15 protein-coding genes are annotated in these 13,295 nt (G+C 62.1%); 5 read left to right on the top strand and 10 right to left on the bottom strand.

Features of this window, described 5'->3' with window-relative positions:
- Positions 1-150: 150 nt before the first annotated feature.
- Both nifE and Q3Y64_RS03560 read right to left on the bottom strand, forming a co-directional pair.
- Entirely contained in the window at positions 151-1,551 is a 1,401-nt protein-coding gene (nifE, locus tag Q3Y64_RS03565; RefSeq protein ID WP_303560138.1) for a nitrogenase iron-molybdenum cofactor biosynthesis protein NifE, read from the bottom strand.
- A 253-nt stretch (positions 1,552-1,804) separates the two neighbouring features.
- The gene (locus Q3Y64_RS03560; RefSeq protein WP_101943657.1) at positions 1,805-2,122 is read right to left on the bottom strand and encodes a hypothetical protein; all 318 of its coding nucleotides are present in this window, start codon (positions 2,120-2,122) and stop codon (positions 1,805-1,807) included.
- A 277-nt stretch (positions 2,123-2,399) separates the two neighbouring features.
- Between Q3Y64_RS03560 and Q3Y64_RS03555 the strand changes: the two genes are divergently transcribed.
- The 3 genes from Q3Y64_RS03555 to Q3Y64_RS03545 are packed head-to-tail and all read left to right on the top strand — an operon-like array spanning position 2,400 to position 5,215.
- The gene (locus Q3Y64_RS03555; protein WP_303560137.1) at positions 2,400-2,825 is read left to right on the top strand and encodes a response regulator; all 426 of its coding nucleotides are present in this window, start codon (positions 2,400-2,402) and stop codon (positions 2,823-2,825) included.
- Positions 2,826-2,833: 8 nt separating this feature from the next.
- Positions 2,834-4,621: an ATP-binding protein gene (locus Q3Y64_RS03550; protein WP_303560136.1), complete on the top strand. Its 1,788-nt coding sequence runs from the start codon at positions 2,834-2,836 to the stop codon at positions 4,619-4,621.
- 45 nt (positions 4,622-4,666) lie between these two features.
- On the top strand, positions 4,667-5,215 hold the full coding sequence (locus Q3Y64_RS03545; protein WP_101943654.1) for a flavodoxin: 549 nt from the start codon (positions 4,667-4,669) through the stop codon (positions 5,213-5,215).
- Positions 5,216-5,476: 261 nt separating this feature from the next.
- On the opposite strand, the gene Q3Y64_RS03540 is transcribed toward Q3Y64_RS03545, so the two are convergent.
- From Q3Y64_RS03540 to rsxA, 8 genes are read right to left on the bottom strand one after another with little or no spacing between them, the layout of a single operon-like run.
- Positions 5,477-5,845: a Rieske 2Fe-2S domain-containing protein gene (locus Q3Y64_RS03540; protein WP_303560135.1), complete on the bottom strand. Its 369-nt coding sequence runs from the start codon at positions 5,843-5,845 to the stop codon at positions 5,477-5,479.
- A gap of 24 nt (positions 5,846-5,869) precedes the next feature.
- Positions 5,870-6,151, bottom strand: coding sequence for an RnfH family protein (locus tag Q3Y64_RS03535; protein WP_101943652.1), 282 nt, complete (start codon positions 6,149-6,151; stop codon positions 5,870-5,872).
- Positions 6,152-6,162: 11 nt separating this feature from the next.
- On the bottom strand, positions 6,163-6,864 hold the full coding sequence (locus Q3Y64_RS03530; RefSeq protein ID WP_303560134.1) for an electron transport complex subunit E: 702 nt from the start codon (positions 6,862-6,864) through the stop codon (positions 6,163-6,165).
- Positions 6,857-7,513 (bottom strand): electron transport complex subunit RsxG, encoded by a 657-nt coding sequence (gene rsxG / locus Q3Y64_RS03525; RefSeq protein WP_303560133.1) that lies wholly within the window; start codon positions 7,511-7,513, stop codon positions 6,857-6,859. The genes Q3Y64_RS03530 and rsxG overlap by 8 nt, the downstream gene beginning before the upstream one ends.
- The gene (locus Q3Y64_RS03520; protein ID WP_303560132.1) at positions 7,510-8,577 is read right to left on the bottom strand and encodes an RnfABCDGE type electron transport complex subunit D; all 1,068 of its coding nucleotides are present in this window, start codon (positions 8,575-8,577) and stop codon (positions 7,510-7,512) included. The genes rsxG and Q3Y64_RS03520 overlap by 4 nt, the downstream gene beginning before the upstream one ends.
- A complete protein-coding gene (gene rsxC, locus Q3Y64_RS03515; protein WP_303560131.1) occupies positions 8,574-10,094 on the bottom strand; it encodes an electron transport complex subunit RsxC in 1,521 nt (506 codons plus the stop codon). Before rsxC ends, Q3Y64_RS03520 begins: the two co-directional genes overlap by 4 nt.
- 11 nt (positions 10,095-10,105) lie before the next feature.
- The gene (locus tag Q3Y64_RS03510) at positions 10,106-10,630 is read right to left on the bottom strand and encodes an RnfABCDGE type electron transport complex subunit B (protein ID WP_101943643.1); all 525 of its coding nucleotides are present in this window, start codon (positions 10,628-10,630) and stop codon (positions 10,106-10,108) included.
- 10 nt (positions 10,631-10,640) lie between these two features.
- Positions 10,641-11,228: an electron transport complex subunit RsxA gene (gene rsxA / locus Q3Y64_RS03505; RefSeq protein ID WP_101943641.1), complete on the bottom strand. Its 588-nt coding sequence runs from the start codon at positions 11,226-11,228 to the stop codon at positions 10,641-10,643.
- A 344-nt stretch (positions 11,229-11,572) separates the two neighbouring features.
- Between rsxA and Q3Y64_RS03500 the strand changes: the two genes are divergently transcribed.
- Both Q3Y64_RS03500 and iscU read left to right on the top strand, forming a co-directional pair.
- Complete coding sequence (locus Q3Y64_RS03500; protein WP_170021976.1) at positions 11,573-12,781, top strand: IscS subfamily cysteine desulfurase; 1,209 nt, start codon at positions 11,573-11,575, stop codon at positions 12,779-12,781.
- A gap of 71 nt (positions 12,782-12,852) precedes the next feature.
- The gene (gene iscU / locus Q3Y64_RS03495) at positions 12,853-13,293 is read left to right on the top strand and encodes a Fe-S cluster assembly scaffold IscU (RefSeq protein WP_101943638.1); all 441 of its coding nucleotides are present in this window, start codon (positions 12,853-12,855) and stop codon (positions 13,291-13,293) included.
- The last annotated feature ends 2 nt before the right edge of the window (positions 13,294-13,295 follow it).

The raw sequence follows: 13,295 nt of genomic DNA, 5'->3' as shown, positions 1-13,295 counted from the left end.
CTCCCGCCCGGCTGTACCCAACCCGCAGCGCGGCGGATGACGAGCACCTCTCTCTCCATCACGATCACGCGCAGGCCGGGCAGACCGGCACTGCCTGCAAGCAGCAAGGCAGCAAAGAGCAGGGAGACAGGCTCATTCATGGCCGGCTTCTCAGATGCTGGCCGTGGCAAGTTCCCACGGAGCCGGTTTGCGCACCTGTTCCCAGATCGGGTTGTAGAGCGCCTTGTCGATTTCCTGCACCAGTTCGACCATGCCTTCATACCCGGCATAGGCGTGATGCCGCTCCTGATTGATGTCCAGCCAGGGCATCTTGGCTTTCAGCGCGATGAACTGGCTTCGCCCGCCTGAAAGCATGATGTCCGCCTGCGCATCCTTGAGCATCTTGTACATCTCGCGCGGGGTCATGTCGTCGATCATGTGGGCGTCCTGCCCCATGATCTCGAGGATCTTTTCCTTGTCTTCCTTGGTCGATTTCTTGACGCTGGTGCCCACCACTTCAAGCCCGGCCTCCTGCAGCGCGGCCACCACCGACCAGCTCTTCACGCCACCAGTGATCAAGAGCACCTTCTTGCCTTCGAGGCGCGGCCGGTAGGCGGCGATGCGTTCGAAGGCACGCTTCTCCTCGATGGCGATCAGCGCCTCAGTGCGATCACGCAAGTCCTCCGGTGCGCCGCGCTCGACGAGCAGGCGGGCGATCTCGCGCAGGGTCTCGCTCATGTCGCCGATGCCGTAGAAGCTGCCTTCGAAGAAGGGGATGTCGTAGCGCTCTTCCATCTTGCGCGCGATGTTGATCATCGACTTCGAGCACACCATCATCGCTGCGCGGGCTCGATGGCTATAGGCCACCTCCTTGTAGCGCCCGTCACCCGAAATGCAGGAAAGGATGCGCACGCCCAAGGCATCGAGCAGCGGCTTGATCTGCCACAGCTCGCCGGAGAGGTTGTACTCGCCGATGATGTTGATGTCGTAGGGCGTGGTGTAGTCCGGCTCTTCGGTGCCGATCACGTAATCGAGTAGCGCTTCGGCGCCGAGCTTGTTACCAAGGTTCTTGGGGCCGACGAAGCCCGGCGCGTTCACCGGAATCACCGGCTTGCCGAACTTCTCGCTGGCCTTCTTGCACACCGCCTCGATGTCATCCCCAATCAGGGCGGTGACGCAGGTCTGATACACGAACACGGCCGGGGGATCGTATTTCTCGATGATTTCCTTCACCGATTTGAACAGGCGCTTCTCGCCACCGTAGATCACGTCCAGCTCGTTGATGTCGGTCGTAAAACCGGTGCGATAGAGCTTCGAGCCGCTCGAGAACGATGTGCGGTTATCCCAGGAATTACCTTCGCAGGCGATCGGGCCGTGCACCAGGTGCGCTACATCTACGATGGGCTGCAAGGCAATCTTGGCACCGTCAAAAGCACAGCCCCCCGCGGCCGCGCCGGGCGAGAGCTGCTTGGTGCAGCCCTTCTTCTTTTCCTTGGCGGACTTGTTCTGGTTGTGCTCGCAGGCCGGTTCTTCGAACACGTCCTGAATCTTGGCTGACACTCGCGCATCCATGCTGCACCTCTCTTTGCGCCTGCTGGCTGAACTGCTCTCAGCAGGATTGATGCCATTCGCTTGCAAGGCCCGCTGGGCGGACTTTTCCGGATTTCGGCCGCTGTCATGAGCGGGAGTTGCTGCGTGCTTTGAATGCTTTGTCGTGTTCCGTTTTGTCCGGATTGGCAGACTGCTTCATCAGACGCAAAAGCAAGCACAGCGGTAGGACCTGAAAATGTCTCGGCAACGCCGCAAGCGGCATTCCGGGCCTTCCCTATTCGACGCCTTCCATCTTGGCCCGGTGCATCATCACGTCCTGCATGCGCCGGTGCAGCGCGGCGGGCGAGAGATCCAGCTCGCGCCGCGATTCAGCCAGCAGATCCTGTACCTGGTTCGCCTCCTCCATGGTCAGCGCGAGCCGCCCGGCCATGTGCGTGGCGCGTGGCAGCACGCGCAGGATGGCCTGGCGATTCGGGTGTTCAATCAGAGCCACCAGCTCGCGTGCTTCCACACGGCCGTCAAGGCAGACGGCACCGTCGATGACTTCGATGCGGCGGCCATCCGAGGTGATGCGGATCAATGTGCCGGTCATGTTCTTCTCCTGGCAATAAGACGGGGTTGGGTGAGCTGACTTAGCAGCTTGCGTGCCGCTTCACAGTTCCGCTTGCTGCAGCAACCAGCGCTGCGCGCAAGGCACCCGGCCGGGGCGTCGAAATCGACAGCCGCCCGGACATTCCGGACAGCACGCGCGACAAAGCGGACAGTCAAACCCACCCTGAGCCGCACTTGGGGCGCGTTTGGCGGGCAGGAACGAAGTTTGCTGAGCAGGCCTGAAGACTTTCTTTCGACCAGGCTTTGCGAGGTTCCCCATGCAGATCGGCGTAGATACCCAGCGTGCGGTTGAAAACCGGCGTGTGTTCGTCATCGATAGTGACGATGTCGTCAGTGCCGGCCTGCAGTTCATGCTGGCTGACGAGATGGAAACCCATGTTTTCGCGAGCAGCGCAGAAGCGCTCGCCAAGGCCAGGAGTTGGCCGCCGGAGCTGGCCATCGTGGGCGCAGCGCTGCTTGAGCAGGAAGGCGCTGCCGTGATCAGCAAGCTGCGTGAAGCACTGCCGCAATTGCGCATTCTGGTGGTGTGTTTCGATGCCGAAGATGCGATGGTGAAGGAAGCCCTGGCGCTTGGCGCCGCCAGCACCCTGCTGCGTCCGCTCAAGCTGGAGAACGTGCGCCGCAAGGTGGACGCCCAGCTTGGCCGGCGCACGGCGCTCGAAATTCCGGTTGTCGTGCGCTGAGGTTCCCGATGTCATCCTCCTGCTCAGCCATGCTCGAAACACCCCTGCCGCGCACCAGCAAGGCTCCCTTGCCGCCGGTCGAAAAGGCTTCGTCCGTGAAGATCACGATCGAGCGCAAGTACGCGGAGATTCTGATTGCTCGCTTCCCGCCGCTCGCTGCGCTGAAAGACCAGCTGCGCCTGGCCGAGCGTGTCGAGATCGGGCTGGGCCAGCTCTCCAGCGAGGCGCTAGATAGTTTGGCTGAGCTCTACGCCCAGGGCGGCGCTGCGACGCGCGAACACGCCCTGCGCCTGTCCACCTTGCGCGATACGCTGGCCGACGACGGCCCTCGCCTTGAGGATGGCGCCCTTGAATCGGCTGTTCCGGCAATCGCTCGCTACATCGCGAAGAACGCAATTCGTGGCTGGCTGTTTGCTATTTCACTGAGCCGGCATGCCCTGCCCTATGTGATCACGCGCCTGGATTACACGCCGCAGAGCAATGAAGACATCGCCAAGGTGATGATCGAAATCAAGGCCAATGCCAAGGGCACGGTCAGCATTCAGACTATCCGTCTCTACGCCAGCGACGTAGCCGGCAAAACGGTGGCCGAGATCTTCGCCAGCAAGGGCTTCATCAAGGAGACGCCGGGGCTGATCGAGCAGTACGACCGCACCGTCAACACCTACTACGACTGGCGTGGACGCTATGGCGAGCAGTTCTCCGGCCAGGGCACCGGCTTCTATGCCGACGACCCGAATGCCGCCCGCCGCGATACCGACTGGGCGCGCAAGGATGTTGTGGTGCTCTCCAGCAGCGGTGGCCAGGCTCGCCTCGTCAATGATGAAGGCATCATCACCACGCGCACCCTGACGCTGGATGCGCCCGGCGACATTCTGGGCCCTTACTTGCGGCGCGCGGCGCGCAGCGATAAGTACGAGGCGGGTGACGAAACCGAACGCGAGCGCGCAGCCCTGCCGCCGGATCTGTTCTCGCAATTGCCGATCCATCCCTACATCCTGATGTTCCACCTCGAGTTGCATCACTACCTGTGGGTGCACGTGGCGGATATCCAGCCCTACGCCTACCAGCCCGAGCTCAAGGAAAAGCTGGTGCTGCCGGGTGAACAGACCGAGCTGATCGATCTGCTCACCGCCGAGATGGATGTGCTGATGGACGATATCGTGGCCGGCAAGTCCGGCGGCACCACGGTGCTGTGTGCCGGCCCGGCCGGTGTGGGCAAGACGCTTACCGCCGAGGTCTATTCCGAGATCATCGGCCGCCCGCTCTACCGCGTGCACTCGGGCCAGCTCGGGCTCAGCGTGGCCACCATGGAAAACGCCCTCAAGGATGTACTCACCCGCGCCCAGCGCTGGGGGGCGGTGGTGCTGATCGATGAAGCGGACGTGTATATCAAGCGGCGCGATAACGACATGACCGCCAACGCGGTGGTGGGCGTTTTCCTGCGCGTGCTGGAGTACTTCAACGGCCTGCTCTTTCTCACCACCAATCGCATGGACGATATCGACGAGGCGATCATTTCGCGCTGCATCGCGCTGATCAAGTACGCCCCGCCCGATGCGCTGGCTCGCCGCCGCATCTGGCAGGTGATGTCAGGCCAGTTTGGCCTGGCGCTCGATGACGCGATGCTCGATCAGCTGACCGACCAGTTCCCGAGCGCGACCGGGCGAGATATCAAGGGCCTCGCCAAACTCGCGGCGAAATTCTGTCGCCACAAACAGCTCGCCCCGAGTACCGAGGTTTTCTCACGCTGCGCGATCTTTCGCGGCATGGATATCCAGCTGCTTCCCGGCTAAAGCCGTCTCCCCACCCAACCTCAACACCCGACAAAGGAAACAATCATGGCACGCATCGGCATCTTCTTCGGCACCAATAGCGGCAGCACCCGCAAGATCGCCAAGCAGATCAAGAAACGCTTCGACGACGACACCATGGCCGACCCGGTCAACATCAACAAGGCCAGCGCCGAGAGCCTGCTTGCCTATGACTACCTGATCCTCGGCACGCCGACTCTGGGTGATGGCCTGCTGCCCGGCATCGAAGCCGAGTGCGATGAAGAGAGCTGGGCCGAGGCGCTGGACAAGCTCCAGGGCGTGAGTTTCGCCGGCAAGACCATCGCCCTGTTCGGCCTCGGCGATCAGGAAACCTACGGCCACGAGTTCGTCGATGGCCTGATCCTGCTGCACGATTTTTTCCAGGATGCGGGCGCCAAGATGGTGGGTTACTGGCCGACTGAGGGCTACAGCTTCAGCGCTTCGCAATCGGTGATCGACGACAAGTTCGTTGGCCTCGCACTCGACAACGACACCCAGCCGGACCTCAACGCCGAGCGTCTTGATGGCTGGCTGGCGCTGATCGCTCCCGAGTTCGGGCTGACCGTGGCGGCCTGAGCGATTGTTTATTGATTCGGCCCGATTTGAGCTTGAAACCTAGGGCCGACTTCAGTCGCACAGCCTCAGTGGAAAGGCCGACTGAAGTCGGCCCTAAGCCCGCACTTCTCACTGTTTGCGGGCCCAATCAATAAGTGGGCTGCGGGATGCTGGTTCTGCTGCCCATGAGTTTCTTCGGGGCCGCCTGAAGGAGATGTGATTCTCGCTCTTGAGTGTGACGCGGGCTGTGGCGATCCGGAACGCATGGACTCAGGCGAACCTCTACACCTGGAGCTCATCCTCATCATCCAGGTCGACTTCGATATGCTCGCCGGCCACCCGGATCGGGTACTCGCGAAGCTCACAGCCCGTGGGCGACAAACCTTCGCCGCTATGGCTGTCAAACACCCAGCCGTGCGCACTGCAGATCAGCGTATTGCCTTCGAACACGCCCTGCAGCAAAGACACATCCTCATGCGGGCAGCGCGCATCGAATGCCCGCGGCCGTCCACGTTCGGGCCAGAGCACAACGATTTCCGTCGAACCCAGCTTGCAAGGCAGCATTTCGCCTGGGAACAACATGCTTTTCTTGCAGAGTGTCTGGTAGCTCACGCCCCTGCCCTCCTGGATGAGCGATTCGTTCTGCTCCATACCGGAGCAGCGCTGATTTTGCGGCTACTCATCATCATCGTCGTCTGCGGCATTCTTGCGTGGCACCTTGGCCGGGTCGCAGACGATGGGGCGATAGATCTCGATCCGGTCGCCCGGATGGAGGCCGGCATCGAGCTTCACCACCTTGCCGAAAACACCGACCTTCTGGTTCTCGAGCTTGATATCCGGGCAGATGGCGAGGATGCCCGAGCGCTCAAGGCCTTCAGCTACCGTGCAGGTGTCCGGCACCTCAAGACGCAGCCAGTATTTCTTGAATGTGTTCGCATAGGCCACAGCAATCTGCATGGCATTTCTCCTCAGTTGGCGAGTACGGCGGACGTGGCGGCACTGGCTGCGGCTCGCGCCTCCAACCCTTCCTGGATGCGGCGGCGGGCGGCGATCAGCAGGCCGAGAGTCAGGAAGCCCCCGGGTGGCAGGATCATGAACAGGGTGCTGGCCGCTTCGGGCAGGATGCGCATTTCCAGAAAGGCGAAATGCGCACCGAGCAGGATGTGGGCATTCGCAAAGAGGGTGCCTGCACCGAGAATTTCACGGATGCCCCCCATCACCACCAGTGCCAGCGTAAAGCCCAGGCCCATCGCGATACCGTCCAGCGCCGAGGCCGCAACCGTATTGCGTGAAGCAAAGGCTTCTGCACGCCCCAGAACCGCACAGTTCACCACGATCAGCGCGATGTAAATGCCCAGCACCTTGTAGAGCTCATGTAGCCAGGCATTCAGGCAAATATCGACCAGAGTCACGAGGCCCGCAATGAGGGCGATGAAAACCGGGATGCGCACGGTATCACTGACCCAGTTTCTGATGCTGGCAATCATGGTGTTCGATAAGACCAGCACTGCCATGGTCGCCAGCCCCATGCCGAGGCCGTTGGTGGCACTGCTAGTGACCGCCATCACCGGGCACATCCCGAGCATCTGGCCCAGCACCACATTGTTGTCCCACAGGCCGTCACGCACGATGGCCCGGGTGTCCGGCCCTTTGTCCTTGCTGTCACTCATGGCTGGGCTCCTTGGCTTTTCCGGCTGAAGTGGCCGGGTTATCGAGAAGTTGGGCACGATGGCTGGCGAAGAACTCCAGACCACGCTTGACGGTAGCTACCACCGCACGCGGCGTGATGGTGGCACCGGCGAACTGGTCGAACACGCCGCCATCCTTTTTCACCGCCCAGGCTTTTTCACCTGGCGCGACCAGCGACTTGCCTTCGAAGGCATGGATCCAGTCATTCTTGGCTGCTTCGATTTTGTCGCCAAGGCCTGGTGTCTCGGTGTGGGTTGTCACGCGCACCCCCTGCACCACCCCTTCGGCATCCACCGCCATGATCAGCTTGATCACGCCGCTATAGCCCTTGCCGCGTTGCTCAAAGAGCACAGCGCGCACGACGCCGCTCTTGCGGGCGCGATACACGGTGACAGCCTGTCCCTCGGCATCCGTGAGTTCGAGGCTGTCCTTGAGCAGATTGTTATCGGCATAGCCCGGCGGCAGCACTTGCTCCAGGGTCTGGCGTGTATCGCTCTCCACCGCAGCGGCCACCTTTTCACGGGTGCTGGTGTAGGCCGCGGCCAGTGCGATGGTGATGCCCACCACGATGACGCCCAGTGAAACCCCTTGGTACCACACAGCATTCAGGCGTTCGGCATGTGTGCTCATGACAAGCCCTCCTCTACGCGCCGCGCGGGCAGTGATTTGCCGGTGAGGCTGCGGCCAAAGATGCGCGGGCGCAGCCACAGGTCCAGCAGCGGTGCGATGGCATTCATGAGCAGGATGGCAAACCCCACGCCCTCTGGATAACCGCCCCAGGTGCGGATCAGCCAGCTCAGGAAGCCAGCGCCGAGGGCAAAGATCCATTGCCCGGCCGGCGAACTGGGAGAAGTGACGTAATCGGTAGCAATGAAGAAGGCGCCCAGCATTACTCCGCCCGAGAGCAGATGAGTAGCGGCCGGAAGATAAGTCTGCGGCGCAAGTCCGTGCGCGATCATGGCGGGTACTGCCAAGCCGAGCAGAAAGCCTAGCGGGATGCGCAGACCGATGATGCGCTTGGCGGCGAGAAACAAGCCGCCGGCGAGAATCAGCAGCGCCGAGGTTTCACCGAGACTGCCGGCGCGCGCACCACTCCAGGCCGAATCATTGGTAAAGGGCTGCAGCGAATCGAGCAGGTCGATGCCGCGCCCGATTTCGGTTTTCACATGCCCGAGCAGCGAGGCACTGGTCAGTGCATCCGGTATCGGCAGGCCCTGGAAACTGATGGCCAGGGCCTCACTGAAGCTCATCGCGTTCGTCAGCGCATGCGGATTGATCCACTGTGTCATGTGCACCGGGAAAGACACCAGCAGAATGGTGCGCCCCACCATGGCCGGATTGAAGAGGTTGCAACCGAGCCCGCCGAAAACCTGCTTGGCCAGCACGATGGCACACACGCTGCCGAGCATCGCCAGCCAGGCCGGGAGATAAGGCGGCAGCGACATGGCGAGCAGTGTGGCGGTGAGCACTGCTGAGCCATCCCACAACACGGGCAGCACCGGCTTGCCGCTCCAGTGGAGACAGGCCGCTTCACAAGCGAGGCAGCTCACAACACACACCAGCCACAGGATGAAGGCGGGCCAGCCAAACTGCCAGAATCCAGCCAGCACCGCCGGGGCGAGTGCAAGCAGAACAAGGCCCATGATCTGGCCAGTGGTGCGACTGGTCACTGCGTGGGGGGATGCGTGGATCATGCTTCGGTCTCCTTTTCAGCAGCCCTGGCGGCTTTGGCGGCCGCTTCTGCAGCTTGGGCGCGCTCGCGTTCGGCTTTGCGCCGGGCGTGAATCTCGGCCTTCTCACGCGCTTCACGCTCGATGCGCGCGGCCTTGGCCTCAGTGAGTTCCTTGATTGTGTCGAGCCGCTTCTGCTCCCGGCCGCGCGAGGCGAGCTCCCCTTTGGCGTGCTGGAAGTACTGCACCAACGGAATCCGCGACGGACAGATGAAGCCGCAGGCGCCGCAGGTAAGGCAATCGTCGAGACCGATCTCCTCGGCTTCGCCCAGTGCATTGGCATGAATGCGAGCGGCCATTTCCAGTGGCAACAACCCTACCGGGCAAGCCTCCACGCAGCTGCCGCAGCGGATGCAGGCACTGGCCTCGCGCTCGCCTACCTCCGCTGCTGCGAGCGCCAGCACGCCGCTGGTGCCCTTCACCACGGGCGTATCGAGGTTCTGTACGCCGATCCCCATCATCGGGCCACCGCTCACTACGCGCGCTGGCGGCACGCGCAGACCTCCGCAGCGCTCGAACAGATATGCCATAGGCGTTCCCATGCGGACCCGCAGATTGCGCGGCGCGCTCACGGCGCCCCCCGCGACGGTCACGACCCGCTCAGTGAGTGGCTCGCCGTAGCGCAACGCGCGATAGACCGCATAGGCAGTGCCCACGTTATGCACCAGCACGCCCACATCCGCGGCACGTCCGTCGGCAGGTGCTTCAATGCCGGTGAGCATCTTGATCAGCTGGCGATCCGCTCCCATCGGATAGCGGCTCGGAATTTTTACGATGTGCACTTCAGGGAAAGGCTTGGCCGCGAGCTTCATGGCCAGGATGGCTTCGGGCTTGTTGTCTTCAATCCCCGCCAGCACCCGCGTGGCGCCGGTTGCCTTGAGAATCAGGCGTGCCCCTTCGATGATGGCGTGGGCGTTTTCCTGCATCAGCCGGTCGTCGCAGGAAAGATAAGGCTCACACTCGCTGCCGTTGAGGATCAGGGTGGTGACCTTGCTGCGATGGCCCAGTGAAAGCTTTACCGCTGAAGGGAAGCTTGCGCCGCCCATGCCGACGATGCCGGCATCCTCCACGCGATCCGAAATCTCGCGTTCGCTGAGGTTGATCGGGTAAAGCTCGCTCTTGAGCGGGATCCATTCGTCGAGCCCGTCCGGGCGCAGATGGATGGCTACATCGGTCAGCGCGGCCGGATGCGGCACCACGGCTTCGTCGATGGCCACGATGGTGCCGGAAGTTGGCGCATGCAAAGGCGCCGAGATCTTGCCGCCGGTGGACGCGATCAGCTGCCCGCGCAGTACGCGCTCGCCCACTTCCACGATCACCTTGGCCGGAGCGCCAACGTGTTGCGACAGCGGCAGGCGCAGCATGTCCGGCAGGCCGGCGTCTTCTATATCGAGCCCGGCAGCCGGGTACTTGTGGCTGTCCGGATGCACGCCCCAGCGTTGGAGCAGGCGGCGCAGCGGCGGGATGACGATGGTAGGCATCTCTCGAGTCCTCAGGAGTAACGAGCCGGCTGCGGCATCACCCAGTTATGGATGCTCTGCGGCAATTCCAGCATCTCGATGGCGCCGGTCGGACACTTCTCGGCACACTGGTTGCAACCGGTGCAGGCCTCGTCCATCACGATGTGAAGCTGCTTGGTGGCGCCGATGATGGCGTCCGAAGGACAGTTCTTGATGCACTTGGTGCAGCCGATGCACAGGTGATCCTGGATCAGGGCGATGGTCGGGCGGATGTCCTCTCCTGCCGCCAGCGTGATGCCCAGGTGATCAGCAATGGCCTGGGCTACCACCTTGCCGCCGGGTGGGCAGCAGGTCGGTGCGGCGCTGCCGTCAACGATGGCCTCAGCCGCGCCGGCGCAACCCGGGAAACCGCATTGCCCGCAATTGGCAGCCGGCAGCATGGCTTGCACCTCTGCAACAAGGCTGTTGCCTTCGACATGGAACTTGCGTGAAGCCAGCCCCAGCGCGAGGCCCAGACCTGAACTGATGGCGGCGAGACTGATGACGGCGGTAAGCATCTTTCCTCTCCTAATGCGCGGCCGGAACCAGGCCGGCGAAGCCCATGAAAGCCAGCGCCAGCAAACTGGCCGTGATGTAGGCAATCGGGGCGCCACTGAATGTCGCCGGCACTCGAACCAGCGCCAGGCGCTCGCGCAGGCCGGCAAAAATCACCATCACCATGATGAACCCGAGGCCCGACGCAAAGCCCTGCACCACACTCATGACGAGGCCTGCGTTGCCCTGCGCGTTAAGCAGCGGAATGCCCAGCACGGCACAGTTTGTGGTGATCAGCGGCAGATAGATCCCCAGTACGCGATGCAGCTCCGGAGAGCTTTTCTTGATCACCATTTCGACAAACTGAACCACAGCGGCAATCACCACGATGTAGGTCAGGATGCGCAGGTAGCCCAGATCGAAAGCCTGCAGCAACAGATGTTCGATGGCCCACGCCGCGGCGCAAGACAAAGTCATGACGAAGGTGGTGGCCAGCCCCATTCCCACAGCGCTGTCGACCTTGGTTGACACGCCCATGAAGGGACACAAGCCGAGGAACTTCACCAGCACTACGTTATTCACGAGCACGATGGCAACGATGGTCAAAAGCATTTCACGCATGGCACGGTCTCCTGTCTGGCCACGCCGTTGCATGCTTCGTGCCATCGGCTGGAAAGACCTTGTGGCAAGCGCTTTGGCTCAATTCACGGAATTTCGCGGGAGGTCGCTTTTGTCATTCTTGAAGTGCCGGAATGTACACAACGGCCGGTGCGGCCCGCGCCGCCAGGGTCCGAACACAACTCTGACAGTTGCTACATTTGCTTCAACATTTCTGACAGCTGCACACCGACCGATCACCGCAAGCTAGCCGCAAACGCCGATCTGGCGGGGCATTCAAAAACTGGTTCGATATTTGCTGTAGCTCCTGCAAGCCCCCACAAGCCAGACGCAGGAGAAGCAGCATGATGCCCCGCCCCATATATCTGGATTACTCCGCGACCACGCCGGTCGATCCGCGAGTGCTTGCAAAAATGATTCCCTGGCTCTCCGAAAATTTCGGCAATCCGGCCAGCCGCTCGCATGCCTATGGCTGGGCGGCAGAGGAAGCGGTGGAGATTGCCCGTGAGCAGGTGGCCTCGCTGATCGGGGCAGACCCGCGCGAGATTGTGTGGACCTCCGGCGCCACCGAATCCAACAACCTTGCGATCAAGGGAGCTGCGCGCTTTCACTCCGCGCGCGGCAAGCATCTGATCACGGTGAAGACCGAACACAAATCGGTGCTGGATACCTGCCGCGAACTGGAGCGCGATGGCTTCGAGATCACCTGGCTGGATGTGCAGGAAAACGGCCTGATCGATTTCGACGTGTTTGCTGCCGCGATCCGCCCGGACACCATTCTCGCTTCGGTGATGCTGGTGAATAACGAGATTGGCGTGATTCAGGATATCGCCCGGCTCGGCACGCTGTGTCGCGAGAAAGGGGTGATCTTCCATGTGGATGCCGCCCAGGCCACTGGCAAGGTGGCCATCGATCTGGCCAGCCTGCCGGTAGACATGATGTCGCTCTCAGCGCACAAGACTTACGGCCCCAAAGGCATCGGCGCTCTGTATGTCAGCCGCAAGCCGCGCGTGCGGATCGATGCACTGATCCATGGCGGCGGCCACGAGCGCGGCATGCGCTCGGGCACCCTGCCCACCCACCAGATCGTCGGCATGGGGGAGGCCTACTGGATCGCCCGCGAAAACATGGGGGCCGACAACGAACGCGCCCGCTGGCTGCGCGATCGACTGATGCAAGGCCTGATGAAACTCGACCAGGTGTTCGTGAATGGCGACATGGATCAGCGCGTGCCACACAACCTGAACCTGTCCTTCAATTTCGTCGAAGGCGAGTCGCTGCTGATGGGCATCAAGGATGTCGCTGTCTCCTCAGGCTCGGCCTGCACCTCGGCCAGCCTTGAGCCCTCCTACGTGCTGCGCGCACTGGGCCGCTCGGACGAACTGGCACACAGCTCGATCCGCTTCTCGATCGGCCGCTTCACCACCCAGGACGAGATCGATGCGGTGATCGAGAAGATCAGCGCCTCGGTCAGCAAGCTGCGCGAGCTCTCACCCTTGTGGGATATGCACCGCGACGGCATCGATCTCTCCACCGTGCAGTGGGCCGCTCACTGAGCCCGCAAACGGAACAAACCCCAGGCTGAAGCCCCCACGACAGCCCCCAACCCACACAACGGAGAATCACCATGGCATACAGCGACAAGGTTCTGGACCACTACGACAACCCTCGGAACGTCGGCTCGATGTCGGCCGGCGATGACGACGTCGGCACTGGCATGGTCGGCGCACCGGCCTGCGGCGATGTGATGAAGCTGCAGATCAAGGTCAATGCTGAAGGCATTATCGAGGACGCCAAGTTCAAGACTTATGGCTGTGGCTCGGCCATCGCCTCCTCTTCGCTGGTCACCGAATGGGTGAAGGGCAAGAGCCTGGCTGAAGCGCTCGAAATCAAGAACACCGCGATCGCCGAAGAACTGGCCCTGCCGCCGGTGAAGATCCACTGCTCGATCCTCGCCGAGGATGCCATCAAAGCCGCCGTGGCTGACTACCGCGCCAAGCAGGGCGTTGTTGAAGAAACTGAAAGCGGCGCCTGCCCGGCCGTCGTCGTCGAAAAAGCCGCCGCCTGAAA

It is taken from the genome of Uliginosibacterium sp. 31-12 (assembly GCF_030548425.1).
Taxonomy (GTDB): domain Bacteria; phylum Pseudomonadota; class Gammaproteobacteria; order Burkholderiales; family Rhodocyclaceae; genus Uliginosibacterium; species Uliginosibacterium aquaticum.
The sequence above is the reverse complement of the archived record's forward strand: the minus strand, read 5'-3'. Positions and strand labels throughout refer to the sequence as shown.

Bases quoted from the DNA above. Each gene is read 5' to 3' on its own strand.
- rsxG (WP_303560133.1), bottom strand. From the start codon at position 7,513: ATGAGCACACATGCCGAACGCCTGAATGCTGTGTGGTACCAAGGGGTT.
- Q3Y64_RS03550 (WP_303560136.1), top strand. From the start codon at position 2,834: ATGTCATCCTCCTGCTCAGCCATGCTCGAAACACCCCTGCCGCGCACC.
- Q3Y64_RS03555 (WP_303560137.1), top strand. From the start codon at position 2,400: ATGCAGATCGGCGTAGATACCCAGCGTGCGGTTGAAAACCGGCGTGTG.
- Q3Y64_RS03510 (WP_101943643.1), bottom strand. From the start codon at position 10,630: ATGCTTACCGCCGTCATCAGTCTCGCCGCCATCAGTTCAGGTCTGGGC.
- Q3Y64_RS03520 (WP_303560132.1), bottom strand. From the start codon at position 8,577: ATGATCCACGCATCCCCCCACGCAGTGACCAGTCGCACCACTGGCCAG.
- rsxA (WP_101943641.1), bottom strand. From the start codon at position 11,228: ATGCGTGAAATGCTTTTGACCATCGTTGCCATCGTGCTCGTGAATAAC.
- Q3Y64_RS03500 (WP_170021976.1), top strand. From the start codon at position 11,573: ATGCCCCGCCCCATATATCTGGATTACTCCGCGACCACGCCGGTCGAT.
- Q3Y64_RS03560 (WP_101943657.1), bottom strand. From the start codon at position 2,122: ATGACCGGCACATTGATCCGCATCACCTCGGATGGCCGCCGCATCGAA.
- iscU (WP_101943638.1), top strand. From the start codon at position 12,853: ATGGCATACAGCGACAAGGTTCTGGACCACTACGACAACCCTCGGAAC.
- Q3Y64_RS03530 (WP_303560134.1), bottom strand. From the start codon at position 6,864: ATGAGTGACAGCAAGGACAAAGGGCCGGACACCCGGGCCATCGTGCGT.
- Q3Y64_RS03535 (WP_101943652.1), bottom strand. From the start codon at position 6,151: ATGCAGATTGCTGTGGCCTATGCGAACACATTCAAGAAATACTGGCTG.
- Q3Y64_RS03540 (WP_303560135.1), bottom strand. From the start codon at position 5,845: ATGGAGCAGAACGAATCGCTCATCCAGGAGGGCAGGGGCGTGAGCTAC.
- rsxC (WP_303560131.1), bottom strand. From the start codon at position 10,094: ATGCCTACCATCGTCATCCCGCCGCTGCGCCGCCTGCTCCAACGCTGG.
- Q3Y64_RS03545 (WP_101943654.1), top strand. From the start codon at position 4,667: ATGGCACGCATCGGCATCTTCTTCGGCACCAATAGCGGCAGCACCCGC.
- nifE (WP_303560138.1), bottom strand. From the start codon at position 1,551: ATGGATGCGCGAGTGTCAGCCAAGATTCAGGACGTGTTCGAAGAACCG.